The 26,738-nt window shown below is 33.5% G+C and carries 20 protein-coding genes and 3 rRNA genes; 2 read left to right on the forward strand and 21 right to left on the reverse strand.

Annotation, left to right across the window (positions count from 1 at the left end; genetic code table 11):
- Positions 1 to 30: 30 nt before the first annotated feature.
- Together JWYL7_RS07820 and JWYL7_RS10590 are read right to left on the reverse strand one after the other, a co-directional pair.
- A complete protein-coding gene (locus tag JWYL7_RS07820) occupies positions 31 to 507 on the reverse strand; it encodes an NADH-quinone oxidoreductase subunit NuoE family protein (RefSeq protein WP_066071395.1) in 477 nt (158 codons plus the stop codon).
- A 153-nt stretch (positions 508 to 660) separates the two neighbouring features.
- Positions 661 to 834 (reverse strand): hypothetical protein, encoded by a 174-nt coding sequence (locus JWYL7_RS10590; RefSeq protein WP_161937495.1) that lies wholly within the window; start codon positions 832 to 834, stop codon positions 661 to 663.
- Positions 835 to 1,181: 347 nt separating this feature from the next.
- On the opposite strand from JWYL7_RS10590, the gene JWYL7_RS07825 reads away from it, so the two are divergent.
- Positions 1,182 to 1,520, forward strand: a complete 339-nt coding sequence (locus tag JWYL7_RS07825; protein ID WP_331721914.1) for a L,D-transpeptidase — start codon at positions 1,182 to 1,184, stop codon at positions 1,518 to 1,520.
- Between the two features lie 18 nt (positions 1,521 to 1,538).
- On the opposite strand, the gene JWYL7_RS07830 is transcribed toward JWYL7_RS07825, so the two are convergent.
- The 9 genes from JWYL7_RS07830 to JWYL7_RS07875 all read right to left on the reverse strand — a co-directional run bounded on the left by JWYL7_RS07830 (position 1,539) and on the right by JWYL7_RS07875 (position 11,831).
- On the reverse strand, positions 1,539 to 2,486 hold the full coding sequence (locus JWYL7_RS07830; protein WP_066071399.1) for an ROK family protein: 948 nt from the start codon (positions 2,484 to 2,486) through the stop codon (positions 1,539 to 1,541).
- A 15-nt stretch (positions 2,487 to 2,501) separates the two neighbouring features.
- Positions 2,502 to 3,425, reverse strand: a complete 924-nt coding sequence (hprK, locus tag JWYL7_RS07835; protein WP_066071402.1) for an HPr(Ser) kinase/phosphatase — start codon at positions 3,423 to 3,425, stop codon at positions 2,502 to 2,504.
- A gap of 5 nt (positions 3,426 to 3,430) precedes the next feature.
- The gene (gene uvrC, locus JWYL7_RS07840; protein WP_066071404.1) at positions 3,431 to 5,242 is read right to left on the reverse strand and encodes an excinuclease ABC subunit UvrC; all 1,812 of its coding nucleotides are present in this window, start codon (positions 5,240 to 5,242) and stop codon (positions 3,431 to 3,433) included.
- A 126-nt stretch (positions 5,243 to 5,368) separates the two neighbouring features.
- Positions 5,369 to 5,914 (reverse strand): hypothetical protein, encoded by a 546-nt coding sequence (locus tag JWYL7_RS07845; protein WP_066071407.1) that lies wholly within the window; start codon positions 5,912 to 5,914, stop codon positions 5,369 to 5,371.
- 11 nt (positions 5,915 to 5,925) lie between these two features.
- Positions 5,926 to 7,116 carry a LolA family protein gene (locus JWYL7_RS07850; RefSeq protein ID WP_066071409.1) on the reverse strand — a complete coding sequence of 397 codons (1,191 nt, stop codon included), beginning with the start codon at positions 7,114 to 7,116 and terminating at the stop codon, positions 5,926 to 5,928.
- Positions 7,106 to 7,627 carry an RNA polymerase sigma factor gene (locus tag JWYL7_RS07855; RefSeq protein ID WP_066071412.1) on the reverse strand — a complete coding sequence of 174 codons (522 nt, stop codon included), beginning with the start codon at positions 7,625 to 7,627 and terminating at the stop codon, positions 7,106 to 7,108. Before JWYL7_RS07855 ends, JWYL7_RS07850 begins: the two co-directional genes overlap by 11 nt.
- Positions 7,628 to 7,695: 68 nt before the next feature.
- Positions 7,696 to 9,165, reverse strand: coding sequence for a glycine betaine uptake BCCT transporter (locus JWYL7_RS07860; protein WP_066071415.1), 1,470 nt, complete (start codon positions 9,163 to 9,165; stop codon positions 7,696 to 7,698).
- A 19-nt stretch (positions 9,166 to 9,184) separates the two neighbouring features.
- Entirely contained in the window at positions 9,185 to 10,495 is a 1,311-nt protein-coding gene (gene grdH, locus JWYL7_RS07870) for a betaine reductase selenoprotein B (RefSeq protein WP_083528348.1), read from the reverse strand.
- Positions 10,496 to 10,505: 10 nt separating this feature from the next.
- Entirely contained in the window at positions 10,506 to 11,831 is a 1,326-nt protein-coding gene (locus tag JWYL7_RS07875) for a glycine/sarcosine/betaine reductase component B subunit (protein WP_066071422.1), read from the reverse strand.
- 205 nt (positions 11,832 to 12,036) lie between these two features.
- On the opposite strand from JWYL7_RS07875, the gene JWYL7_RS07880 reads away from it, so the two are divergent.
- Complete coding sequence (locus tag JWYL7_RS07880) at positions 12,037 to 12,603, forward strand: TetR/AcrR family transcriptional regulator (RefSeq protein ID WP_072280208.1); 567 nt, start codon at positions 12,037 to 12,039, stop codon at positions 12,601 to 12,603.
- A gap of 153 nt (positions 12,604 to 12,756) precedes the next feature.
- Here the strand turns inward: JWYL7_RS07880 and JWYL7_RS07885 are convergent, their stop codons facing one another.
- The 10 genes from JWYL7_RS07885 to JWYL7_RS07930 all read right to left on the reverse strand — a co-directional run bounded on the left by JWYL7_RS07885 (position 12,757) and on the right by JWYL7_RS07930 (position 26,696).
- Positions 12,757 to 13,260, reverse strand: a complete 504-nt coding sequence (locus JWYL7_RS07885; RefSeq protein WP_066071425.1) for a hypothetical protein — start codon at positions 13,258 to 13,260, stop codon at positions 12,757 to 12,759.
- A gap of 41 nt (positions 13,261 to 13,301) precedes the next feature.
- Positions 13,302 to 16,133, reverse strand: a complete 2,832-nt coding sequence (uvrA, locus tag JWYL7_RS07890; RefSeq protein WP_066071428.1) for an excinuclease ABC subunit UvrA — start codon at positions 16,131 to 16,133, stop codon at positions 13,302 to 13,304.
- A 1-nt stretch (position 16,134) separates the two neighbouring features.
- On the reverse strand, positions 16,135 to 18,093 hold the full coding sequence (uvrB, locus tag JWYL7_RS07895; protein WP_066071432.1) for an excinuclease ABC subunit UvrB: 1,959 nt from the start codon (positions 18,091 to 18,093) through the stop codon (positions 16,135 to 16,137).
- Between the two features lie 224 nt (positions 18,094 to 18,317).
- A 5S ribosomal RNA gene (gene rrf / locus JWYL7_RS07900) occupies positions 18,318 to 18,434 on the reverse strand.
- A gap of 35 nt (positions 18,435 to 18,469) precedes the next feature.
- A 23S ribosomal RNA gene (locus tag JWYL7_RS07905) occupies positions 18,470 to 21,386 on the reverse strand.
- A 136-nt stretch (positions 21,387 to 21,522) separates the two neighbouring features.
- A 16S ribosomal RNA gene (locus JWYL7_RS07910) occupies positions 21,523 to 23,147 on the reverse strand.
- Together the 16S, 23S and 5S rRNA genes form the textbook arrangement of a ribosomal RNA operon.
- A 164-nt stretch (positions 23,148 to 23,311) precedes the next feature.
- Positions 23,312 to 24,142 carry an ATP-dependent sacrificial sulfur transferase LarE gene (gene larE, locus JWYL7_RS07915; RefSeq protein WP_066071434.1) on the reverse strand — a complete coding sequence of 277 codons (831 nt, stop codon included), beginning with the start codon at positions 24,140 to 24,142 and terminating at the stop codon, positions 23,312 to 23,314.
- A 15-nt stretch (positions 24,143 to 24,157) separates the two neighbouring features.
- Complete coding sequence (locus JWYL7_RS07920) at positions 24,158 to 24,838, reverse strand: tRNA threonylcarbamoyladenosine dehydratase (RefSeq protein ID WP_066072457.1); 681 nt, start codon at positions 24,836 to 24,838, stop codon at positions 24,158 to 24,160.
- A gap of 46 nt (positions 24,839 to 24,884) precedes the next feature.
- Entirely contained in the window at positions 24,885 to 25,469 is a 585-nt protein-coding gene (locus JWYL7_RS07925; protein ID WP_066071437.1) for a helix-turn-helix domain-containing protein, read from the reverse strand.
- Between the two features lie 78 nt (positions 25,470 to 25,547).
- On the reverse strand, positions 25,548 to 26,696 hold the full coding sequence (locus JWYL7_RS07930; protein WP_149683714.1) for a S41 family peptidase: 1,149 nt from the start codon (positions 26,694 to 26,696) through the stop codon (positions 25,548 to 25,550).
- Positions 26,697 to 26,738 lie beyond the last annotated feature (42 nt).

Raw genomic sequence — 26,738 nt, forward strand, 5'->3', positions numbered from 1 at the left:
CCTTACGTGGTTTTCTTGATTTATCAGTTATTAAAGATATTTTTCTATTATTCCATCTACATCTGAAACTACAAGTTTTCCATAAACATCTTCGTTTACTGTTAATACTGGAGCAAGTCCACAAGCTCCTATACATCTTGTTCCAACTAAAGTAAACTTACCATCTTTAGATGTTTTTCCTATTTCTACATCTATTTTCTTAGCTATTTTATCTATTATTTCTTGAGCCCCTTTAACGTAACAAGCTGTTCCTAGACATACCCCTATTACATATTCTCCTTTTGGTTCTAGAGAAAACTGAGAATAGAAAGTTGCAACACCATAAATTTCTGCTAGCGGTATGTCAAGTCCTTCAGATATCTTCTTTTGAACTTCCATAGAAACACATCCAAATATTCTCTGTGCTTCTGTAAGTACTGGCATTAACGCACCCTGTTTACCTTTGTTTTCCAGGATAACCTTTTCAAGCTTATCAAAATTCTCCTTCGTAAAAACGTCTCTTGCCATCCTAATCCTCCTCACACCTTTTTTTCATCCCAGGAAATCATTCTCAAAATTGCATGTACAAAAAAATAAGTCATTTTTTTAACATGCGTATATAAAAATAAAATAAGGATATAATAATTTTTTATCCTTATTTTATTTTACTCGACAATGCCATTATAACATATTATTCATTTTCTCTGCAATTATTTTATTGATAATAAATTCTGTAAATTGTACGGCTTTGCATTTTTTCATATCTTCTTTACACTTTTCCTGCTCCTTACATTCAAGGCAAAAATCTCTTAAATTCATTGCAATTTCAATCTCTTTTCTCAAATCTTGATCCATAAAATCACCTCACTACAAAGTTTTCAGTGATATATTTTGAATTTTCAGAATATATTGTTGTTTTTTTATCAACTTGTATATTTAGTGTATATTTATTCATTTACTATAACATGTTTCGACTTTTTCTTATTAATTTTATCAAAATTTAGAATATTGTCATGTTACCGTTTTAACTATTTATTCATGTTAGCTGTATATATATAACTAGGTTTGTATATATTTTTTATATTAATATATACATTTTTTTATTTATAATTTCCTAAGTACTATGAAAAATTTTTCATAAATCTACTGATATTTATTGTAGCTGCATAATATATTAATAAATGTATATTGGGGTGATTTTTATGAATAGAAAAGTAAAAATAGTAATTAATCTTAATGATAGAAAGTTATATCTTTATATAAACAATATTCTTCATTCTTCTTATCCTGTAGCTATCGGAAAGGCTTCAACTCCTACTCCAACGGGTAATTTTAGGATAATACAAAAGTTAAGAAATCCAGGAGGAGTTTTTGGATCTAGATGGATGAGGTTTTATAGAGGGTATGGAATACATGGAACTAATAATCCAAGTTCTATTGGAAAAGCTGTCTCTAATGGATGTGTAAGAATGTTAAACAGTAATATAAATGCTATATATGATTTAGTTCCACTAGGAACTGAAGTTATGATAACAAAGTAATAGCAGGTAATTTACCTGCTATTTACCAAGCATTGCACTTCCTATTATTCCACCATCGTTTTCAAGTTTACCTATGACTATTTTTCCATATTCTAAATCTTTAAATAATAAGTATTTTGAAACTTCACTGTTTATTTTGTTTAAAAGGAAATTACCACTCTTTGATAGACCCCCACCTATGCATATAACTTCAGGATCTATTATATTCATAATATTTGTAATTCCTATAGCTAGATATTTTACTAGATTATCTACAGCTTTATTTGCTATATAGTCTCCTTCTTTTGCTGAGTCTATTATTACTTTTGCATCTATTTTTTCCATGTCATTTTGTACTTTTTCCATTATCAATGTATCTTTGTTTTCTTCTTTTATAAGTTTTTTTGCATAATTTATTATTGCAGTTGCAGATGAGAATGTTTCAAGGCATCCATTTTTACCACAGTTGCAGTCATAAAAGTTTTCTCCTACTACCATATGACCTATTTCAGATCCTAATCCATGGCTTCCGCTGAATACTTTTCCATCTATTATTATTCCTCCACCTACTCCTGTTCCAAGTGTCAGCATAACTCCTGTCTTTTTATCTTTCATAGCTCCACAAGCATATTCTGCTACACATGCAACAGTTGCATCATTTTCTACATATATTGGTAAATCTTTAAACTCTTTTTTAAGCATATCTGATAAAGGAACATTTTTCCAAAATAGGTTGTGAGCGTAATAAACCAAACCTTCTTTACTTGCAACTCCAGGTATACCTATTCCTATTGATTTTATATCTTTAGTATTTAATTTAGCTTCATCTAAAAGAGAATTTATAAGCGAAATTATTTCACCTATAACACCTTCATATCCAGCTTCTACTGGAGTTTTTACTTCCTTTTTTAGTATTATTTTAGCGTTTTCATCTACAATTCCACCTTTTATAGCTGTTCCTCCAAGATCAATTCCTACATAATACATAGTATCCCCTCCAACTTATTTATCTTCTGATAGCTTTTTCATAAGTCTATCATTAAAATCCCTAGCAGCATTATACCCCATTGCCTTTTGTCTATGATTTTTAGCTGCAACCTCAATTATCATAGCTATATTTCTCCCAGGTCTTACAGGTATAATTACATGTTCAACAGGAACTCCTAATATTTCCATATAATTTTCTTCTATTCCTAATCTATCATAATATTGTCCTTCTTTCCATACCTGAAGTTCTATTACCATATCTACATTCTTAGAAAGTTTTACAGCACCAACACCATAAAGACTCTTTATATCTAATATTCCTATACCTCTTATCTCCATTAAATGTCTTATTGTTTCAGGAGCTTGAGCTAATAACAAATCTTCATCAATTTTTCTTATCTCTACAGCATCATCTGCAACTAATCTATGTCCTCTTTTTATAAGTTCTAATGCTGTTTCGGATTTTCCAACCCCACTTTCTCCTATTATAAGTATGCCTATACCATCAACATCTACTAATACTCCATGCATAGTCTTAGATGCAGCTAATTTTTCATTTAAATAATTAGATACCCTATTTATAAATCTTGTTGTATTCATATTTGTAGATAAAATTATTTTTTTATACTTTTTAGCAGCGTCTATTGTATCGCTATTGACCTTTAGTCCCCTTGTAACTATTAAAGCAGGAATTTCATATGAAAAGAGCTTGTCTAACCTTTCTTTTCTTATTTTCTCGTCTAAATGCTCAAAATAATTATACTCTCCTTTTCCTATTATTTGAATTCTATCATATGAAAAATCCCCAAAATAACCAGCAAGCTGAAGTCCTGGCCTATTTATATCTGAAGATTCAATATAATAGTCTACTTCTTCAGGACAGTAAACAATATCTAAATTAAGGTCTTTTATTAAATTTCTAACGTAAACCTTTTTCAAATTTATCACCTCTTTCTGAAAAACTCATATACATTTTTTGCACTTATACTATTCATTCCTTCAACTTTTTCAAGTTCTTCAATAGATGCATTTTTTATATTTTCTATAGTTTTAAAATGCTTTAGTAAATTATTTTTTCTTTTATCTCCTATTGAAGGTATATCATCTAATATAGATTTTTTCAGATTTTTTTCTCTAAGAGATCTATGATATGTTAAGGCAAAATTGTGAACTTCTTCTTGTATTGAAGATATAAATTTATATATATTAGATGATTTATCTAGATTTATCTCTTTATCTAAAGATACAAGCCCTTTGGTTTTGTGTTTATCATCTTTATACATTCCCCATACAGGAATATCTATACCAAGATCTTTTAATACTTCTTTTGCACACGATACATGACCTTTTCCACCATCTAATAGTAAAAGATCTGGATAGTTTCCTTTCTTAAGTCTTCTATATAAAATCTCCTGCATTGATTTATAATCATTTGGAGTATCTACACTATTTATCTTAAACCTTCTGTATTCTTTTTTATCCTTCTTTCCATTTGTTATAACAACCATAGCTCCAACTGAATCTACTCCTTGAATATTAGATATATCAAAAGCTTCTATTCTAGTTGGAATCTTTTCTAAATTAAGCATTTCCTTTAAAACTTCAATAGCACCTACAGTTTTTTCAAACTTTACTTTTTTGGTTTGACTAAATTTTTCTAAATACTCTTTTGCATTTTTTCTTACAAGCTCTACAAGTTCTTTTTTGTCTCCTTTTTTAGGAACTTTTATATTTACCTTTTGCCCTTTCTTTGAGCTTAGAAAGCTCATTATAACAGAAGAATCTTCTATATCATGATCAAGTATTATTTCTTTTGGAATAAATACATCTGATGAATAAAACTGTTTTATAAAGGAAGATAATATCTCACCTTCATCACTATTTAATATACCTTCAAATATAAAATGTTCTCTGCCTACTATCTTGCCTTCTCTTATAAAAAATATCTGTATACACGCTTCATCTAAAGACTTTTCTATTCCTATCACATCTTGATCTAAATCACTTTGGGTAAATGTTATCTTTTGCTTTTCAAGTATTTCTTCTAAACTTTTTATCCTGTCTCTTATACTTGCAGCTTTTTCAAATTGTAAATTTAAAGATGCCTCTTTCATCTCATCCTTTAATGTTTTTATTATATTCTCACCTTTTCCAGATAAAAAGGCTATTATGTCATCTACCATCTTTTCGTACTTTTTATCATCTATATTTCCAGTACAAGGTCCTAGACATTTTTTTATATAAAAATTAAGACAAGGCCTTTGTTTTTTGCTTATAGCCTTTTGTATATCTAATGAGCATGTTCTTATAGGATATAGATTTCTTATTATTTCAAGTGTATCGTTTACTGCAGTTGTATTTGTATAAGGTCCGAAATACTTTGCTTTATCTTTTTGTATTTTTCTTACCTTCAAAACCCTTGGGTACTTTTCGTTTAGAGTTACCTTTATGTATGGATAAGTTTTATCATCTCTTAATAGTATGTTATATTTTGGTTTATGCTTTTTTATTAAATTACATTCAAGTATTAACGCTTCAAGCTCTGAGTCAGTAATTATATACTCAAAATCACTTATGTTTTTTACCATTGATACTACTTTTTGAGAATGATTTTTAGATGACTGAAAGTATTGCCTTACCCTGTTTTTTAGAGATATAGCTTTTCCAACATAGATTATGTTACCTTTGCTATCTTTCATTAAATAAACTCCAGGTAAATCTGGAAGTTTCTTTAATTTTTCTCTTAACTGTCTCATTTTTTCCTCCATAAAAAATATTATATTTTATTTATGTAGATTTTGAAATATCCACAATTTATTAAAGTGCATAATTTCCTATATGTTATAAAAAACCTGCCGAATTATTCGGCAGGTAAGACTTTGTTATTCTATATTCGTAACTATTAAATTAGCTCCTTCTTGGTCATTATTAGTAATAGTCATTAATAATTTTTTACCTTCTTCTAAAGAATAAAATTCTTCTTTTAGCTCATCACTTATCTGAAACACATTTAAATATCCTTTTATATTAAATTCTGCAAAATTATTGTCAGCCATTCCGTTAAATATAGCTTCTACTTGTGCATTTCCTATTTGTTTTATATCTTTTACTAAAGAGTTTTCGTCAAAACCTATAACTACTAGTCTGTGACTTTTTAAATCTTGTATTGTTTGATTTAATGATGAGTCAAATTCAAAATAATTATCATCAGATTCTGTATCTAGTAAGTTTACATGTATTTTATTGTCTTTTTCTTCAAAATATATACCTATAGCTTCTTTGTACTCATTTATTTTATCATCTTTACTTTCTTCAACTACTGTTTCATTTGTATTTTCTTCTGATATAGATTTAGGCTCTTGTTCTAATTCACAGCCCGTTAAAAACATAAATGCAATTAAAATTAAAGCTAAGAATTTAAATTTCATAAAATCACCCCTTATTTTAATATTTGTCTTGATATATTTATAATTTCTTGTCTGTTTAAATTAGTTACAGCTAATATGTCTATGTTTTCTTGAGTATACCTTACAGTGTTAATTTTTCCTATATATACTTTAAATAAATTTACCACATTTTCACTTACTATTATATAGTTATTCCCTAAATTTATAGTTTCTCCTGCAATATTAAAGTCTTTATTTGAATTTAAAGATATATAAACATCTATAAACTTTGAGTTATCTCCTTTAAGTCTTAACAGATAATCATATATATGATCTTTTTGAAGCTGTATTAGGTACATAACATCAAATCCTTCAGGTATTTTGCTTATCATATCAGATTCAACAATATTATCTAGTGGTATCTTTTTATTTATATATGTTACTACGTCATCACTTTTAATCTCATAGGTAAATAACGAATCATTTATATATGGATTTATATCTAGTTTAACAAATGTATTTATAACTTTTGAATTTTCATTTGTATTTATTTCTTTTCTTATAGGCATATTAGTTTCTTTATCTATCCATATTCTATTGAAAGGTTCATCTTTTGAGTATCTAAATTTATATACATCTGTCTTTCTTCCTGATACAACTTCACTTGCAGTTTTTTGTATATCTATTGCATTTTTCATATGATCTATGGTTTCTTGTATGTGGTATCTCCAAAGCTCTCTTTTCGGATTTGTATATTCTATTGTAACATTTTTTCCATTTATAGTGTATATTTTTTCTCCATCGCTTATCTGTCTAGTTTTATATCCTTGTATTTCATGTAGTGCATTATACTTGTCATCCTTTTTGTAGTATACAGTTATTTTTTCTTTAGATTCTATATCGTTACCTGTTTGTGATATAATTTCTATTATTCCAAAATAACTTTCTATTTGGCTGTATGCCTTTTCCATTGAATAAACTATATTGTTATCATTTCTGTTTGGAAATAAAAGTAATATGTTTATAGTTACAAGAATAAATGCTAATATAGAAGCTACTTTCAAACTGTTACTTATTCTTTTTTTTCTAAACTGCATAATATCCTCCCTTCCAAATTCTTTTACTATTTTTATAGTTTGCAAGATTTCTTTTAGTTCTTGATCTGATTGTTCATTTAGCGAAGGATTTTTTCCTTTATTAATATCATCTATTAGTGCTGATACTATTTCTTCTTTATTTTTCACCTATTAATCCCCCTTTCAAGAGTTCTTTCCTCATTTTATCAAGAGCTCTATATTGTAGACTTTTTATCGTTCCTGATGGTTTCTTTAATATCTGTGATGTTTCTTTTACTGAATATCCCTTTATTATTCTTAGATTAATAACCTCTTGTTCATCTTGTGAAAGCTTGCTTAATGCCTGTTTCAAAACTATTCTTTCATTTATCATTTGTTCTTTTCCTTCAATATTAAATCCACTTTCGCTTAACTGTTCTAGGCTTTCTTCTTTTCTATCCCCTGTTTTTCTCCAAAGATCATATACTATGTGTTTTGCTGCAGTTAATATATATGATTTTGTATACTTTTTTTCACATATATCCTTTTCCATCTGGATATAAAGTCGTTTAAAAACTTCTTGAGTTAATTCTTCTGCGCGCTGTGTATCTTTTATTCTAAAATATATAAATTTGTAAACTTTTGGCCAAAACAAGTTATATATTTCGTTAAATCTAAACTCTAATTCAGGATCCTTCATGTTTTTCACCTCTATATTTTATAACGTACATTTTTATTATTTGGTTTCAAAAAAAAAATTATCCTCGGTTAAGAGGATAATTTTTCTTTTTTTAGTGCTTTTAAAAGCGATACGCAAGATAATACCATAACTATTGCAAATGGGAATGCTGCAGCTATTGATCCTATTTGAAGAGTTTTAAGTCCACCTGCTAGTAAAAGTGACAATGCTAATAAAGATTGTACTATTCCCCATATAACTTTTATTTTTGTAGACGGATTTAAATCTCCATCCGAAGACATCATGCCTAAAACAAATGTAGCAGAATCTGCTGAAGTAATAAAGAAAGTGCATAAAAGTACTACCGCAACAAGAGATATTAGACCTCCTAAAGGATAATGATTCATAACTACAAAAAATGCTGTTTCTGTAACTTGAGTTGCTTGAGTAGCTACCTCGTGCCCTAAGTTTATTCCAAGTGTTCCAAATGTAGCGAACCATAAAAATGATCCTAAAGCTGGCACTAATGTCACACCTATTATAAATTCTTTTATAGTTCTGCCTTTTGAAATACGGGCTATGAACGTTCCTACAAATGGAGCCCATGCTATCCACCAAGCCCAGTAAAATATTCTCCATCCACCTATCCAGCTATTGTCTCCAAACGGGTTTATATTCAAGCTGTCAACTATAAAGTCATTTAGATACATTCCTAAACCATTAGTGAATGTATTTATTATTTTTACTGTAGGTCCTAAAATTAAAGCTAATATCATCAAAATACTTGCAAGACTTAAATTTATATTAGAAAGCCATTTGATACCTTTATCTAGACCTGTGATAGCTGATACCATAAATAAAACTGTTACTATAGCAATAATAATTATTTGAACTAGTGTATTTGTAGGTATATTAAATAAATAATTTAATCCGCTGTTAATCTGAAGTGTTCCAAGTCCAAGTGAAGTTGCAACCCCTGCAACTGTTGCAAATATAGCAAGAATATCTATTGTCTTTCCAATCCACCCTTTTACATTCTTCTCTCCTATAAGTGGAACAAATATACTACTTATAAGACCAGGTGAATTTTTTCTAAATTGAAAATATGCAAGTGCAAGACCCAACACACTATAATTTGCCCACGGATGAATTCCCCAATGGAAAAATGACGTTTTTATCGCAAAGTTTGCAGCCTCACTGCTTGCAGGGGTAAATCCTACAGGAGATAAATAATGATAAAGTGGTTCTGCAACTCCCCAAAACACAAGACCTATTCCCATACCTGCACTAAATAGCATTGCAAACCATGATAAATAGTTATATTCAGGAGTTGAATCATCTTGACCTAGCTTTATATCTGAATACTTGCTGAATACGAGAAATATTGAAAATACTACAAAGAAAAACATAGTTATTAGATACATCCATCCAAATTTATCTAACAAAAAGTTAAAAAGCCCATTACATGCCATTGCAAAGTTTTCTGGAATCACTATTCCCCATAAAACTATAACAAATGTTACAAGCAAGGATATTATAAACACACTATTTCTTTTCATATCCACTCACCCCAATATATTACATATCTACCCTAAATACGGTTTGTGATTTTATGTCAGTTGCCAATGCTTTCAGAGCAATACCTACTCTATGGTATCTTAGCTCAAATTGTTCTTGTTTTGATGTATTGGGATCTCCTAGTGGATATGGTATTGATATAGTTGGAACTATTCTGTTTGCACCAACTGTCTTAGCAACAGGAACTAAATTTGCCATTTGAACAATGGCTATTCCTTCTTTTTCTATCTCTTTAACTATTGTTGCACCGCAACGTGTACATGTTCCTCATGTAGAAGTTAAGATAACAGCATCTACTTTATTTAACTTCATATCTTTAGCTATTTCTTTTCCCATTCTAGATGCTTCTGCTTGAGTTGTTCCTGTACCTACCGTTGTATAAAAGAAATTATGAACACATCCTATTTTCCCTTCTTTTTCATATTGTCTGAGTGCATCTAAAGGAACTACTACATTAGGATCCTCGTCTGCTGCCGCTGGATCATATCCGGCATGAATAGTTTTATATACACCTTTTTCTAATCTATCTAAACCCGTTATATCATATTTTCCCCATCTAGTTGCTGAAGCTGACTGTATTTTGTCTGGATTATCAACTGGAACTATTCCTCCAGATGTGGCTAAAGCTATTTTAGCCTTACTAAGATCTTTAATATAATTAGCTATAGGCACTAGTTGTGGAGGATCTATAGGAAGTTCTGTTTTATATGGCTGATTATATATCTTTTTAAGTAGCATATCTATAACTCTTTCAGTTGCAGGCGTATCTATCCATATTTGATGCCTTATACCTCTTGAATAATATCCTTCTTCTTCGGCAGATAATAGCTTCTCATTATTCAATACTTTTACAGCAAATCTTGCCATGGTTGCTATATCTTTTCTCATAGAAGCTGCACTTGCTCCACCTTTAAATATATAAATATGTTTTCTAAACATTTCTACCCCTGGATTTTCTTCATTCATAGAAGTTATAGTAGGAACATTAAATTTCTCTTTAACAGCTTTACATATGTTTCCGCATGCACTTCCATATCTTCCTGCTCTAAAAGCTGGACCTGCGAAAAATATATCAAATTCTATACCTTCTAAAAATTTCAATATTTTATCTATAGCTTCTTCTTGTCTTGAACCCATAAAATTGTCTCCACATATTATTGTATGAGTTAATTTTATATCTTCTCCTAACCTTCTATCTAGCTCTACTCCCGGTCCTATAGCACCCTCTATTATTTGTGGTTCAAAATCGGCCATATCTTCTCCACCTATTTGGCCAAAAAACTGATTTAAATATAATACAGCCTTTTTCATCGTATCCCCCCTAATACTCAACCATAGTTTTTTTGGACCAACCAACTACTCCATCTCCACAAAACATTGAATTATTTTCCATAATTATAGACCCATCTTCTCTCACAGAAGGCCCTAGCACTTCATCTCCTGACCATCCTCCAGATAATCCATCTCTGGCTAATGAGTTTAAATCTCCTATAACTTTTTCCATAGGTTTTAACTCTATTAATTCTGAAACATTCCCACAAGACACTATGGCATTAGCTTTTTGATCTAATGTAACTAGTGGTTGAGATGCTCCATCTCTACCTGTACACTCGTTAGTAAGTCCAACAGTTTTTATTCCTGCTTCTTCTAATGACTTTATACAAGCTATAAAATCTGCATCTGGGTTGCCGTATCCTTCTTCTGCTACAACTGCTGCATCTGCACCTAAAACTTTGGCTAGCTTTGTTACAAATAGTGCTGCTCTTTCTTTTTGCTCTAAAGCTACATTTAAATTTGATACTATAACTCCTAGGAAGTTTATAGTTTTCCCATGTTCCTTATATAACCTTTTTATCATAGGAAAGTTTTGAAAATCATACGTTGACCATTTTGATGATGAAGGCATAAAAGAACCAGAGATTATAGCCCCATCAAGTATTTCATTAGGGTGCATAAAGGTTGGAACCATTCTATTACAATCCCATCCATAAATCAAATCATTGTATCCAAGCTCCTCCATTTGTGATTGAACTTGCATAACAAATACTACTTTTGGAAGATCTATATTTTCAACTAGCTCCTTGTCTATGCTTTTTAATTCATAAACTTCTACTTCTTGAGATTGAAGATCTTTTACACACTCCCCTATATACTGCGCTAACCTCATTCCAGCCCACCTTAAAGCTTTATTTTTCTTTTGCTGTTCATATCTTTCAAATTCTTCATCTGTATCAGCGACAAGACATATATTGTTCAAAGATGAAAATTGTGTGTACTTTGCTCCCTCACCATTCATATCTATAAGTCCATCTTGAAAACCACCCCAATGCTTTCCAACTACTAGAACGCTGCATCCCTTAAGAGCTAACGTTTTTCCATTTCCTACTTGAAAAATATCTCCTGTTACTCCTGGAAATAATGCTCCTCCACCAACTCTGTATCTTGGTTCAATCGCTTCTTTCACTGGAACTATTCGTATGTTTTCACCTGGCTTTGCTATTACTATATCTGCATATGTAATATGTTTATCCTGTTTTACAATTTCTAAAGCCTCCTGTTTATTTATTGTAAGTACTCCTTCTTTGTAAGATGTCTTGTCAGAAAATATAATGTCTTTAACATAAAAATTTGCTATTTCTAGCTTCACCCTTATCCCCCCTATTCTCTTTGTTAATAAATTATATAACTTATATGAAATTTTTATGAACTTATTTATTTTATAATCATGATTACTATTTAATTATATATTTTTCATATATGGTCAAAAGGAAAATTCTATACCCAGGTTTAACTTTTACAAAATTTAATATGATATAATAACATTGAAAAATATTACAAGTTGGTGAGTTAGAATGAACAAAAAAGAAATTCAAAGGCGAAGAATGATGGGATATTTTATAGAAGCAACTAATAAAATAATAGATCAAGAAGGAATTGAAGCTGTTACAATCAGAAAAGTTTCAGATCTAGCTGGATATAATAGTGCAACTATCTATAACTATTTCGAAAATATAGATCATCTTATTTTCTTTGCTTGTATGAAATATCTAAAGCCCTATATCCTAGATTTGCCTAATTACATAGATAAAACAAACACTGCTTTAGAAAAATATATTGCTATATGGAAATGTTTTTGCAAACACTCATTTGAAAAGCCCGAAATTTATCACAGAATATTCTTTTATAAATTTTCAGATTCTATAAAAGATGCTGTAAGTGAATACTATGCCATTTTTCCTGAAGAGCTTGCAAATCATTCTGACGATATATTGCCAATGCTCTTGAAACACAATATCTATGATAGATGTATAACTGCACTAGAGTCTTGTGTAAATGAAAATATAATAAAAAAAGATCATATTCATGAAATAAATGAAATGATCTTACTTATTTATGAAGTTTTAATTGCTAATATATAGTCTTTAAAGGCTTTAAAAAAATGAAATGATCTTACTTATTTATGAAGGGCTTCTTTATAGAATTTTAAATAATCATGTAAATTATAATGCTCTAGAAGCTACTGACACAATGATTAAATATATAAATAATATCATAAACATTTATAAAACTACCTAAATTCTTGATAACAACTTATACCCAAGGTATGATCCAACAAGCCCTAAGATATAAGTTATTATCCCTGCTAATATAAATGAATATTTATTATATATCATTAGATGAAGTTTATTTCCTGTTAAGTAATTTGAAACAAAAAAAGATACTATAAGACTAAACAATGGATAAATAGCCGATATATATACAACTTTCTTTTCATACTGTCTAAAGAAAATTAAACCTATCAAATCTGTTAATATACCAGATAGTATTATTGCAAAGCTCATAAATATATTAATTAACATCATTATAAAACCAAATATTGTAGAAACTAAAAATATTGTTCCTCTTTTTCTTACTTTTAGTGCAACTATACAAAACATAAATCCTAAAAATGGGGCCATAAAAATATATTTTGATCCTGGGAGTAAAAATATACTTCCAACTGTGTAAAATACATATCCTAAAGTTATTATTAAAGATACTGATATTCCTATAAAAGTTATATCCTTTGTTTTCATACCTTTCTCCTTTCTGACAAATAAATACTTATAGGCCTTGCCTATAAGTATTTTCTTAAAAATTTTCCTGTATATGAATTTTCATTTTGACATACTTGTTCTGGAGTTCCTACAGCAACTATTTCTCCACCATTATCTCCACCTTCAGGGCCTAAATCTATAATGTAATCTGCTGTTTTTATTACATCTAAATTATGTTCTATTACTACAACAGTATTTCCACTATCTACTAGTCTTTGAAGTACTTTTATAAGTTTATCTATATCTGCCATATGAAGACCTGTTGTTGGTTCATCTAATATATATATAGTCTTTCCAGTAGATCTTTTGCTAAGTTCTGTTGCTAATTTTACCCTTTGAGCTTCTCCTCCTGAAAGCTGGGTAGAAGGTTGTCCTAATTTTATATATCCAAGTCCAACATCAATTAACGTCTCTAGTTTTTTCTTTATTTTAGGTATGTTTTCAAAAAACTCTAGAGCCTGTTCTACATTCATATCTAATACATCAGATATTGTTTTTCCTTTATAAAGTATTTGAAGTGTTTCTCTGTTATACCTTTTTCCTTTACATACCTGACATGGCACATAAACATCTGGAAGAAAGTGCATTTCTATTTTTATTATTCCATCTCCTTTACACGATTCGCACCTTCCACCTTTTACATTGAAACTGAATCTTCCTTTATTATACCCTCTTGCCTTGGCTTCTGGAACCATTGAAAAAACTTCTCTTATCATATCAAATACTCCTGTATATGTTGCAGGGTTTGACCTTGGTGTTCTTCCTATAGGTGATTGATCTATATTTATTACTTTATCTATATGCTCTATACCTTTTATATCTTCATGTTCTCCAACTTTTTCTCTTAGACCTTGTGTTTTTGAGGCTATCCCTTTGTATAATATTTCATTTATAAGAGAACTTTTTCCAGATCCTGATACTCCTGTTATACAAGTTAATAACCCTACAGGTATGCTTACATTTACATTTTTTAAATTATTTTCTCTAGCACCTAATATTTGTATATATTTATCAGTAGGCTTTCTTCTTTCTTTTGGTACTTGTATTTTTTTTCTTCCGCTTAGATACTGTCCTGTTATAGATTCTGTGCTCTTTTTTATATCTTCTACGGTTCCCTGTGCAACTATATATCCACCGTGTACTCCTGCTCCTGGGCCTATATCAACTATATGATCTGCTGCATACATCGTATCTTCATCATGTTCAACAACAATAAGTGTATTTCCTATATCGCATAATTTCCTTAATGTCTTTATCAATTTATCATTATCTCTTTGGTGAAGCCCTATACTAGGTTCATCTAGAACATATAAAACTCCAACAAGAGCCGATCCTATCTGTGTAGCTAGCCTTATTCTTTGAGCTTCTCCACCTGACAAAGTAAAAGCACTTCTAGATAACGTTAAATATCCAAGACCAACATTTTTTAAAAATCCTGCTCTTTCTTTTATTTCCTTTAATATTTCTTTTGCTATAATTTGATCTGTTTCAGACAGTTTTATATCATCTATAAAATTTATAAGCTCATCAACTGACATATTTGTAAGATCTGATATATTTTTTTCTTGTATTAATACAGATAAACTTTCTTTTTTAAGTCTTGCTCCGTTACATTTGCTGCACGGATTGTCTATCATAAACTCTTCTATCTTTTCTCTTATTTGGTCTGAATTTGTTTCAATATATCTTCTCTTTAGGTTATTTATAACTCCTTCAAAATATCCTTTATAGGATCTATATCCTCCAAACTTTGATTCATATTCAAATTCAACTACTGTATTTTCATTTCCATATAAAAGCTCATTTACAAATTCATCTGGTAGATCTTTAAATGGTGTATCTAATGATACATTATACTTTTTAGCTAGATTTTCAACCATTTTGAAGTAATACGTATCCTCACTTGAAGCTCCTCCAACAGAAAACCAAGGTGCAATAGCTCCTTGCTTTATAGATAATTCCTTATTTGGAACAACCAAAGATTCATCTACTTTTTTCATACTACCTAATCCATTACAATTATCACATGCTCCAAATGGGCTATTAAAAGAAAACATCCTAGGAGAAAGCTCTTGTATACTTATTCCGTGCTCAGGACATGCAAATTTAGTTGAAAAAAGTATCTCTTCTTCTCCTACAACATCTATTATGACTAACCCATCTGAAAGTTTTACAGATGTTTCTATTGAATCACTAAGCCTTGACTCTATCCCTTCTTTTATAACTATTCTATCCACAACTACTTCTATGTTATGTTTTTTATTTTTATCGATTTGTATTTCATCAGTAACTTCAAACATTTCATTATCTACTCTTATTCTTACAAATCCTTCTTTTTTTATATTTTCAATTACTTTTTCATGTCTTCCTTTTTTTCCTCTTACAACTGGAGAAAGTATCTGAATTTTTGTTTTCTGTGGAAAATTCATAATTTTATCCACTATTTCCTCAACAGTCATTTGACTTATTTTTTTATGACATATAGGGCAGTGTGGCTTTCCAACTCTTGCAAATAAAAGCCTTAGATAGTCATATATTTCTGTTACTGTACCAACTGTTGATCTTGGATTTTTTGATGTTGTTTTCTGATCTATGGATATAGCTGGGGATAACCCTTCTATATATTCAACATTTGGCTTTTCCATCTGTCCTAAAAACTGTCTTGCATAAGCTGAAAGACTTTCTACATATCTTCTTTGACCTTCTGCATATATAGTATCAAATGCCAAAGAAGATTTTCCTGAACCTGAAAGGCCTGTAAATACTATGAATTTATTTCTCGGAATAGTTAAATCTATATTTTTGAGGTTGTGTTCTTTTGCCCCCTTTATAACTATATTCTTGCTTTCCATATCACTTTTCTATCCTTTCTTTAAGCTCTTTTATTTTATCTCTAATTTCAGCTGCTCTTTCAAACTGTAAGTTTTCAGCAGCTATCATCATTTCTTCTTTTAAGTTTTGTATTGTCTTTTCTATATCAGTTGTATCTTTTATATTGTATTTAACTTCTTCATCTGCAACCTTAGTAGCTTCAATTATATCTCTTATATCTTTTCTTACTGTCTTTGGAATTATGTTGTGCTTTTTGTTGTAATCGCTTTGTATCTTTCTTCTTCTATTTGTTTCATCTATTGCTCTTTTCATTGAATCAGTTACTTTGTCTGCATACATTATAACTTGTCCGTTTTCATTTCGCGCTGCTCTACCTATTGTTTGTATTAAAGATGTTTCTGATCTTAAAAATCCTTCTTTATCAGCATCTAATATAGCAACTAAAGAAACTTCTGGAATATCGAGTCCTTCTCTTAAAAGATTTATACCAACTAGTACATCAAATTTACCTATTCTTAAATCTCTTATTATCTCAACTCTTTCTAATGTATTTATATCAGAATGAAGATATCTTACCCTTACTCCTGCATTTTGAAGATAATTAGTTAAATCTTCTGCCATTTTTTTTGTAAGAGTAGTAATTAGTACTCTTTCATTTTTTTCTGTTCTTTTATATATCTCATTTAAAAGGTCATCTATTTGACCATCTGTAGGTCTTACATCTATCTTAGGATCTAAAAGACCTGTAGGTCTTATTATTTGCTCTGCTACAACTGTTGAGTTTTCTATTTCATACTTTGCAGGAGTTGCTGATACAAATAATATTTGATCAATCATATCTTCAAATTCTTCAAACTTTAAAGGTCTATTATCATATGCAGACGGTAGCCTAAATCCATTTTCTATTAAAGATTCTTTTCTTGATCTATCTCCACCATACATAGCTCTTATCTGAGGAATAGTTACATGTGATTCATCTATTATTATTAAATAATCTTTTTCGAAAAAGTCTATCAATGTATAAGGTCTTTCACCTTCTTTTCTTCCAGTTATATGTCTTGAATAGTTTTCTATTCCTTGACAAAATCCTATTTCTCTTAGCATTTCTATATCATATTTTGTTCTTTGTTCTATTCTTTGTGCTTCTAGCAATTTTCCTTTTTCATTAAAGTACCTTATTCTTTCTTTTAATTCTTCTTCAATTGCTATTATTGCCTTTTCTAGTCTTTCTTTACTAGTTACATAGTGAGATGCTGGAAATATAGATACATGTTTTCTTAATCCTATTATTTCACCAGTTAAGTAATTTATTTCTGTTATACGCTCTATTTCATCGCCAAAAAATTCTACTCTTATACCTTTTTCATCTGTATTTGCTGGAAATATCTCTAGTATATCTCCTCTTACTCTAAATGTTCCTCTTTTGAAATTTACATCATTTCGCTCGTATTGGATAGATACAAGCTCTTTTATAACTTCATCCCTATCTTTTAACATACCAGGTCTTAAGGATATCATCAAATCTTTATAATCACTAGGATCTCCTAATCCGTATATGCAAGAAACTGAAGCTACTATTATTGTATCTTTTCTCTCTAGTATCGCTGCTGTTGCTGAGTGTCTTAACTTATCTATTTCCTCATTTATAGAAGCATCTTTTTCTATATAAGTATCTGTTTGAACGACATAAGCCTCTGGTTGATAATAATCATAATAACTTACAAAATATTCAACTGCATTGTTTGGAAAAAATTCTTTAAACTCACTATAAAGCTGTGCTGCTAATGTCTTATTGTGAGCTATTACTAAAGTAGGCTTTTGAACTTCTTGTATTATATTAGCCATAGTAAAAGTTTTACCCGATCCTGTAACCCCTAAAAGAGTTAGAAATTTTTCACCTTTTTTAATTCCATCAGATATAGTTTTTATAGCATTTGGTTGATCTCCCATAGGTCTTAGCTTTGAATCTATTTTAAACATAAATTTTCACCTCTTCGAACGTAAGTTCTATTAAGATTATACACATACCGACAAAATAATTCAATAGTATTAATATACCTCCTGTAAAGTAAAAAGAAACAAAAAAAAGACTTCTATGGGGGGATAGAAGCCTTTCTAGGGGGATATTTGTAAATCAAGTATTCACTATCTACTTATATTTTGAACATAATTTCAAAATATATACATAAATTTATAACTTTTTTATGTGGCTACGTCCTACTCTCCCAGGAGGCTTCCCTCCAAGTACCATCGGCGCAAAGGAGCTTAACTTCTGTGTTCGGAATGGGAACAGGTGTATCCTCCTTGCTATAGTAACCACATAATATATTAGCACATTCAAAACTGCATAGCATTTTTGGTCAAGTCCTCGACCTATTAGTACTCATAAGCTAAACACATTGCTGTGCTTACACCTTGAGCCTATCAACCAAGTAGTCTTCTTGGGGTCTTACCTTAAAAAGTGGGAAATCTTATCTTGAGGGTGGCTTCGCGCTTAGATGCTTTCAGCGCTTATCCAGTCCATACATAGCTACCCAGCTGTGCCACTGGCGTGACAACTGGTGCACCAGAGGTATGTCCATCCCGGTCCTCTCGTACTAAGGACAGCTCCTCTCAAATTTCCTACGCCTGCGACGGATAGGGACCGAACTGTCTCACGACGTTCTGAACCCAGCTCGCGTACCACTTTAATGGGCGAACAGCCCAACCCTTGGGACCTACTACAGCCCCAGGATGTGATGAGCCGACATCGAGGTGCCAAACCTCCCCGTCGATGTGGACTCTTGGGGGAGATCAGCCTGTTATCCCCAGGGTAGCTTTTATCCGTTGAGCGATGGCCCTTCCACTCGGTACCACCGGATCACTAAGCCCGACTTTCGTCCTTGCTCGACCTGTATGTCTTGCAATCAAGCTCCCTTTTGCCTTTACACTCTATGCACGATTTCCGACCGTGCTGAGGGAACCTTTGGGCGCCTCCGTTACTTTTTAGGAGGCGACCGCCCCAGTCAAACTGCCCACCTGACAGTGTCCCAAGACCGGATTCACGGCCTGTGGTTAGAATCCCAATACTACAAGGGTGGTATCCCAAGGATGGCTCCACCGAAACTGGCGTCCCGGCTTCTTGGCCTCCCACCTATCCTGTACATGTAGTATCAAGATCCAATGTCAAGCTACAGTAAAGCTCCATGGGGTCTTTCCGTCCTGTCGCAGGTATCCAGCATCTTCACTGGAATTACAATTTCACCGAGTCCCTTGTTGAGACAGTGCCCAAATCGTTACGCCTTTCGTGCGGGTCGGAACTTACCCGACAAGGAATTTCGCTACCTTAGGACCGTTATAGTTACGGCCGCCGTTTACTGGGGCTTAAGTTCAGTGCTTCGCAAAAGCTAACACATCCCCTTAACCTTCCAGCACCGGGCAGGCGTCAGCCCCTATACATCATCTTTCGATTTAGCAGAGACCTGTGTTTTTGGTAAACAGTCGCTTGGGCCTATTCTCTGCGGCCTCCTCGGGCATACACCCTAACGAGGCACCCCTTCTCCCGAAGTTACGGGGTCATTTTGCCGAGTTCCTTAACAAGGGTTCTCTCGCTGGCCTTAGGATTCTCTCCTCACCTACCTGTGTCGGTTTGCGGTACGGGCACCTCTTACCTCGGTAGAGACTTTTCTTGGCAGCATGAAATCAGCTACTTCGCTACTTAAATTCGCTCCCCATCACACCTTAGGATATGTTAAGACGGATTTGCCTATCTTAACTCCCTTGATGCTTGGACCTACGCGACCAGCGGTAGGATAGCCTATCCTTCTGCGTCATCCCATCCCTCAAACGGTAATTGGTGGTACAGGAATCTCAACCTGTTGTCCATCGCCTACGCCAATTGGCCTCGGCTTAGGTCCCGACTAACCCTGAGCGGACGAACCTTCCTCAGGAAACCTTAGGTTTTCGGCCCGTGGGATTCTCACCCACGTCTCGCTACTCATGCCAACATTCTCTCTTCTCTAAAGTCCACTAATCCTTACGGTTTAGCTTCAGCCCTTAGAGAATGCTCCCCTACCCATCCTTACGGATGCCGTAGCTTCGGTGATGAGTTTTAGCCCCGGTAATTTTCGGCGCAGGATCACTCGACCAGTGAGCTATTACGCACTCTTTAAATGAATGGCTGCTTCTAAGCCAACATCCTGGTTGTCTGTGCAATCCCACATCCTTTTCCACTTAACTCATACTTAGGGACCTTAGCTGACGGTCTGGGCTGTTTCCCTCTTGACTATGAATCTTATCACCCATAGTCTGACTCCCGAGCAAAAGAATAAGGCATTCGGAGTTTGATAGTCTTCGGTAACCCAAAGGGCCCCTAGGACAGTCAGTGCTCTACCTCCTTTTCTCTAAGCTCGAGGCTAGCCCTAAAGCTATTTCGGGGAGAACCAGCTATCTCCAAGCTCGATTGGAATTTCACCGCTACCCACAGCTCATCCCCGCACTTTTCAACGTGCGTGGGTTCGGACCTCCACGAAATTTTACTTTCGCTTCATCCTGTCCATGGGTAGGTCGCCTGGTTTCGGGTCTACGGCAAGTAACTAAAACGCCCATTTAAGACTCGCTTTCGCTGCGGCTCCAGACCTTAAGTCCTTAACCTTGCTACTTACCGTAACTCGTTGGCCCGTTCTACAAAAAGTACGCGGTCACACTAAAAATGTGCTTCCACAGCTTGTAGGCACAGGGTTTCAGGTTCTATTTCACTCCCCTCCCGGGGTTCTTTTCACCTTTCCCTCACGGTACTATGCGCTATCGGTCACCAAGTAGTATTTAGCCTTGGGGGGTGGTCCCCCTGCTTCCCACAGGGTTTCACGTGTCCCGTGGTACTCTGGAGTATGCTCAAAAGGTTTCGTGTTTAATCTACAGGACTGTTACCTTCTGTGGTGGGCCTTTCCAGACCTCTTCGACTACACTACTAACTTTCTAAAGAGCATATCCGCAACCCCTACAAAGCGAAGCTTTATAGGTTTGGGCTAATCCCCTTTCGCTCGCCGCTACTTAGGGAATCGAATTTTCTTTCTCTTCCTCAGGGTACTTAGATGTTTCAGTTCCCCTGGTTCCCCTCCTTAGACTATGTATTCATCTAAGGATACCTAGACATTACTCTAGGTGGGTTTCCCCATTCGGAAATCTCCGGATCAAAGGTTGCTTGCACCTCCCCGAAGCTTATCGCAGCTTACCACGTCCTTCATCGGCTCTTGGTGCCAAGGCATCCGCCCTGCGCCCTTAATAACTTGACCAGCTATAATGCTATGCAATTTTCAAAGTGCTAAAGCACATCGCCAACGAAATCAAAGATTTCCGTTGCTCAAAGTGCTAGTGCAGTTTAACTAAGTGTTAAACTCTCAAAATCAAACAGCAGGTAAAACTCCTTAGAAAGGAGGTGATCCAGCCGCACCTTCCGATACGGCTACCTTGTTACGACTTCACCCCAGTCATCGATTTCACCTTCGGCAGCCCCCTCCTTGCGGTTAGGTAGCTGACTTCGGGTGCCCCCGACTCCCATGGTGTGACGGGCGGTGTGTACAAGACCCGGGAACGTATTCACCGCGGCATTCTGATCCGCGATTACTAGCAACTCCAGCTTCATGCAGGCGAGTTTCAGCCTGCAATCCGAACTGAGACCAGCTTTAAGGGATTAGCTCAGCCTCACGACCTTGCAGCCCTCTGTACTGGCCATTGTAGCACGTGTGTAGCCCTAGGCATAAGGGGCATGATGATTTGACGTCATCCCCACCTTCCTCCGAGTTATCCTCGGCAGTCCCTTTAGAGTGCCCAACTTAATGCTGGCAACTAAAAGTAAGGGTTGCGCTCGTTGCGGGACTTAACCCAACATCTCACGACACGAGCTGACGACAACCATGCACCACCTGTCACCTCAGTCCCCGAAAGGAAGGCTCCGATTAAGGAGCTGTCTAAGGGATGTCAAGCCTAGGTAAGGTTCTTCGCGTTGCTTCGAATTAAACCACATGCTCCGCTGCTTGTGCGGGTCCCCGTCAATTCCTTTGAGTTTCACTCTTGCGAGCGTACTCCCCAGGCGGAGTGCTTAATGCGTTAACTACGGCACCGAGAGGGGTAACTCCCGACACCTAGCACTCATCGTTTACGGCGTGGACTACCAGGGTATCTAATCCTGTTTGCTCCCCACGCTTTCGTGCCTCAGCGTCAGTTGCAGTCCAGAGAGCCGCCTTCGCAACTGGTGTTCCTCCCAATATCTACGCATTTCACCGCTACACTGGGAATTCCACTCTCCTCTCCTGCACTCAAGCCCAACAGTTTCAAAGGCTTACTACGGTTGAGCCGTAGCCTTTCACCTCTGACTCGAAGGGCCGCCTACGCACCCTTTACGCCCAGTAATTCCGGATAACGCTAGCCCCCTACGTATTACCGCGGCTGCTGGCACGTAGTTAGCCGGGGCTTCCTCCTTGAGTACCGTCAGAATTCTTCCTCAAGGACAGAACTTTACGACCCGAAGGCCTTCATCGTTCACGCGGCGTTGCTGCATCAGGCTTTCGCCCATTGTGCAATATTCCCCACTGCTGCCTCCCGTAGGAGTCTGGACCGTGTCTCAGTTCCAGTGTGGCCGATCACCCTCTCAGGTCGGCTACCCATCGTCGCCTTGGTAGGCCGTTACCCCACCAACTAGCTAATGGGACGCGGGCCCATCCTGTACCGCAAAAACTTTGATCAAAAGAAGATGCCTTCCTTTGATATCATCTTGTATTAGCACACCTTTCGGTGTGTTATCCAAGTGTACAGGGCAGGTTACCCACGCGTTACTCACCCGTCCGCCGCTGAGATAGTGTTTAACACTCAATACTTATTGTGTGTTAAACATAATTTGCGTCAAGCTCGCTATCGCGCGCTTGACGCGGCTATCAAAGGCTATCAAATTAGCACTTTAAATAAATACTCAGTGTTAAACACTATCTCCGCTCGACTTGCATGTGTTAGGCACGCCGCCAGCGTTCATCCTGAGCCAGGATCAAACTCTCAAATATAACTTTTATATTTAGTAACTGGCTTAATTACCTGCTGTTTAATTTTCAAAGTTCATTTTGACTTGTCCTTGCGACAAATAATAATATATCAGGTTATTCTACATAAGTCAACACTTTTTTACAAATTTTTTTCTAAAGTTTTATTTTCAGTAAAAAACGCAGCTTTATGCTAGGCTGCGCTTTTGTTCATCACTTAAAACTTCATTCATACTCCCGGTTCTATATCCTTCAAGATCCATAGTTACATATAAAAATCCTAACTGTTTCAGTTTTTTGTTTATATCATCTAAAAGATTAATATCAAATAGTTTTACTCTTTCTTCAGGAGATACTTCTATTCTTGCTATTTGTCCATGGTGTCTTATTCTAAATTGTTTAAATCCTAAATCCCTTAGATAGTTTTCTCCCTTATCTAGCATAGAAAGTTTTTCTTTTGTTATTTCTTCTCCATATGGAAATCTTGAAGATAAACAAGCAAATGCAGGTTTATTCCAAGTTGGAAGGTTTAATTGTTTTGATAACTGTCTTATATCTTCTTTTGTTAAAGAAGCTTCTTTTAAAGGGCTTATAACATTAAGTTCTCTTGCTGCCTTACTTCCAGGTCTAAAATCTTTTAAATCATCAGCATTTGATCCATCTAAAATATTCTCTATTCCTTTTTCATCAGCTACCTTTCTTATTTTGGTAAATAGCTCATGTTTACAAAAATAGCATCTATTTGGAGGATTTTTCCTAAATCCTTCTATTTCTGTTTCTTCTGACTCTATAACTATCTGCTCTACTCCTATTTGTTTAGATAAGTTTATAGATTCTTTAAATTCTCTTTCTGGATAAGTCGATGATGTTGCTGTTACAGCTATAACATTATCTCCTAAAACGTCTTTGCATACCTTTATTAAAAATGTACTATCTACTCCTCCTGAAAAAGCAACTGCAACACTTTTTAATTCTTTTATTATTTCTTTTAATTTTTCATACTTGCTATTTAAATCCATAAAATCCCCTCCTAACTACTTATTTATAATATCTTTAACTACCTCTGATGCTATAATAAGTCCTGCAACAGATGGAACAAATGATACACTTCCTGGAGTTTGTCTTCTATTTGGATCATTTACCATATTTTTAGGCGTTATAGGTGTTTCTTTTGAATATACAACCTTTAATTTTTCTATTCCTCTTTTTCTTAACTCATATCTCATTACTCTTGCTAAAGGACACACAGAAGTTTTATATATGTCCGAAACTTCTAACATAGTTGGATTTAGTTTATTTCCTGCGCCCATAGAGCTTATGATAGGTATATTCATCTGTTTACATCTTTGTATTAAATCAAGTTTTGATGAAACCATGTCTATAGCATCTACCACATAAGTATATTCTTTAGATAAAAGTTTTGATGCATTTTCACTGTTATAAAGCTCTTTGTAAGCTATAACTTGTGCTTTAGGATTTATTTCTAATATTCTTTCTTTCATTACTTCAACTTTAGGTCTTCCTACTGTTTTTGTAGTAGCATGTATTTGTCTATTTATATTAGTAATACATATGTTATCGTAATCTATAAGGACAAGTTTTTCTACTCCACTTCTAACAAGCCCTTCAACAACAAATGTACCTACTCCTCCTATTCCAAATACAGCTACAGTACTTTGCTTTAGTTTATTTAAATTTTCTGTTCCTATTAACATTTCTGTTCTTATAAATTCATGCACAAATGTTTCCTCCTTAAATTTATTACTTTATATCATACTTTTTAACTTTTCTATATAAAGTTGCTATTCCAATATTTAATGCATCTGCTGCTTTTTTCATTCCTTCTGTTGTGGTTCCATATTTTTTCAGTGCCTTTTGTATTTCATTTTTTTCTAGTTCCTCAAAAGTTTTCACTTCTGTTTCTTCTTCATTCATTTGAACATATAATAGTTTTGCTATTGTTTCTATAAAATTCATCAATTCTTCTTTCTTTGATATTATACTCTCCCTTTGCTCATTATTAAAAGCTACAAGTCCTATAACACCTATAACTTTGTTTCCATTTTTTATAGGAGCGCACACGTCAGCCATTTCCTCACAAAGAGTTTTTCTTTTACATATTTTACATTTATCATTTAATTCTTTTTCATGCATTATACTGCATTTGCCAGTTTTTAAAACTTCTGAGTATATAGAGTTTTCATCTATTATTTCGCCTATTTTTGAAAAATAACTTCCAGTACCTGCTATTCTTCTTAAGCTCTTATCTACTAATGTAACTTCAAGGTCTAATACCTTTGATATATTATCGCACATATTTTGTATATAATCATTAGATTTTAACATTTTATCACTCCTAAAACTTCTATTTATTTAATTTTAATTATGATAAATTATAAAATCAAGACAAAAAGGAAAGATGATTTATTTCATCTTTCCTTTTAGATGTTCTATAGCCTTTTTTAATTGCTCTTGTTCATCTTCTACAACTATATTAGGCTGTATTCCTTTTCCGTGTATATATTCTCCATTTGGAGTAAAGTACTGTGAAATTGTAAGTTTAAATCCTGATCCATCATTAAGAGGTCTAACTCTTTGAACAAGACCTTTACCAAATGTAGTTGTTCCTATTAAAGTTCCAGCTTTGTGATCTCTTATAGCTCCAGCTAAAATTTCTGAAGCAGAAGCTGAACCTTCATCTATTAATACTACCAAAGGTATATCGATTTGTCTTCCATCGGACTTTAAGTATTCTTTTTTTCCTTTATTGTCCTTTGTATATACAATTGTTCCTTTTCCTAATATTTCATCTGCTATTTCTTTACACTGATCTAAAAGTCCTCCAGGATTTCCTCTTAAATCTATTATTAATCCTTTTATTCCTTGCGATTGAAGACTTTGTAGATTTTGTTTGAAATCTTGAGCTGTTTTCTCATCAAATGTAGTTATTCTTATATATCCTATATTTTCTTCTAAAACTTCTGACCTTACAGTTTTAAGCCTTATTTCCTCTCTTTTTATATTTAAAGACATCTCCTTTTCATCTCTAAGTATAGTTAACTTTACATTAGTTCCCTCTGGGCCTTTCATCATACTTATAGCTTTATCAATTTCTTTTGCTGTAACTTCTTTATCATCTACTTTTAATATTTTATCTCCAGCTTTAAGTCCTGCTCTAAATCCAGGAGTATCTTCTATAGGAGAAACTATAGTTATAAAGCCATCTTCTCCTGGTGTTACTATTATTCCTATACCACTATATGTACCTTTAGTATACTCCATTAAACTTTTAAACTCTTTTTCATTTAAATACTGAGAATAAGGGTCATCTAACCCTTCAAATAAACCTTTCAAGGCAGAATCAATCAGCTTTTGTTCATCTACTTGTGTATAATAGTTTTCTTGTATAAATTTTTTAAGGGTTACTAATTTTGAAAGCTTTTTATATTCCTCGTAGTCTTCTTTTCGAATAACTACTGCTCTTCCTGTAAGCAAAATCAGGTTTGCTGAAAGGGAAATAACTAGTATGATACCAATCAAAATTTTTAAGATTTTCTCCTTTTTAAATCTCAATATTATGCATCTCCTTTTATATAGTTTATATTCTTATTATAT

The organism is Alkalithermobacter thermoalcaliphilus JW-YL-7 = DSM 7308 (assembly GCA_001584565.1).
In the GTDB taxonomy this organism is placed as follows: Bacteria; Bacillota; Clostridia; order Peptostreptococcales; family Peptostreptococcaceae; genus Alkalithermobacter; species Alkalithermobacter thermoalcaliphilus.

Excerpts from the sequence above, each read along its gene's own strand:
- larE (WP_066071434.1), bottom strand. The coding sequence starts at position 24,142 with ATGGATTTAAATAGCAAGTATGAAAAATTAAAAGAAATAATAAAAGAA.
- JWYL7_RS10590 (WP_161937495.1), bottom strand. The coding sequence starts at position 834 with ATGGATCAAGATTTGAGAAAAGAGATTGAAATTGCAATGAATTTAAGA.
- JWYL7_RS07880 (WP_072280208.1), top strand. The coding sequence starts at position 12,037 with ATGAACAAAAAAGAAATTCAAAGGCGAAGAATGATGGGATATTTTATA.
- JWYL7_RS07885 (WP_066071425.1), bottom strand. The coding sequence starts at position 13,260 with ATGAAAACAAAGGATATAACTTTTATAGGAATATCAGTATCTTTAATA.
- uvrA (WP_066071428.1), bottom strand. The coding sequence starts at position 16,133 with ATGGAAAGCAAGAATATAGTTATAAAGGGGGCAAAAGAACACAACCTC.
- JWYL7_RS07830 (WP_066071399.1), bottom strand. The coding sequence starts at position 2,486 with ATGTATTATGTAGGAATTGATCTTGGAGGAACAGCTATAAAAGGTGGA.
- JWYL7_RS07860 (WP_066071415.1), bottom strand. The coding sequence starts at position 9,165 with ATGAAAAGAAATAGTGTGTTTATAATATCCTTGCTTGTAACATTTGTT.
- uvrB (WP_066071432.1), bottom strand. The coding sequence starts at position 18,093 with ATGTTTAAAATAGATTCAAAGCTAAGACCTATGGGAGATCAACCAAAT.
- JWYL7_RS07845 (WP_066071407.1), bottom strand. The coding sequence starts at position 5,914 with ATGAAATTTAAATTCTTAGCTTTAATTTTAATTGCATTTATGTTTTTA.
- JWYL7_RS07920 (WP_066072457.1), bottom strand. The coding sequence starts at position 24,838 with ATGTTAATAGGAACAGAAAATTTAAATAAACTAAAGCAAAGTACTGTA.
- JWYL7_RS07855 (WP_066071412.1), bottom strand. The coding sequence starts at position 7,627 with ATGAAGGATCCTGAATTAGAGTTTAGATTTAACGAAATATATAACTTG.
- uvrC (WP_066071404.1), bottom strand. The coding sequence starts at position 5,242 with ATGAGACAGTTAAGAGAAAAATTAAAGAAACTTCCAGATTTACCTGGA.
- JWYL7_RS07820 (WP_066071395.1), bottom strand. The coding sequence starts at position 507 with ATGGCAAGAGACGTTTTTACGAAGGAGAATTTTGATAAGCTTGAAAAG.
- JWYL7_RS07825 (WP_331721914.1), top strand. The coding sequence starts at position 1,182 with ATGAATAGAAAAGTAAAAATAGTAATTAATCTTAATGATAGAAAGTTA.
- JWYL7_RS07925 (WP_066071437.1), bottom strand. The coding sequence starts at position 25,469 with ATGTTAAAATCTAATGATTATATACAAAATATGTGCGATAATATATCA.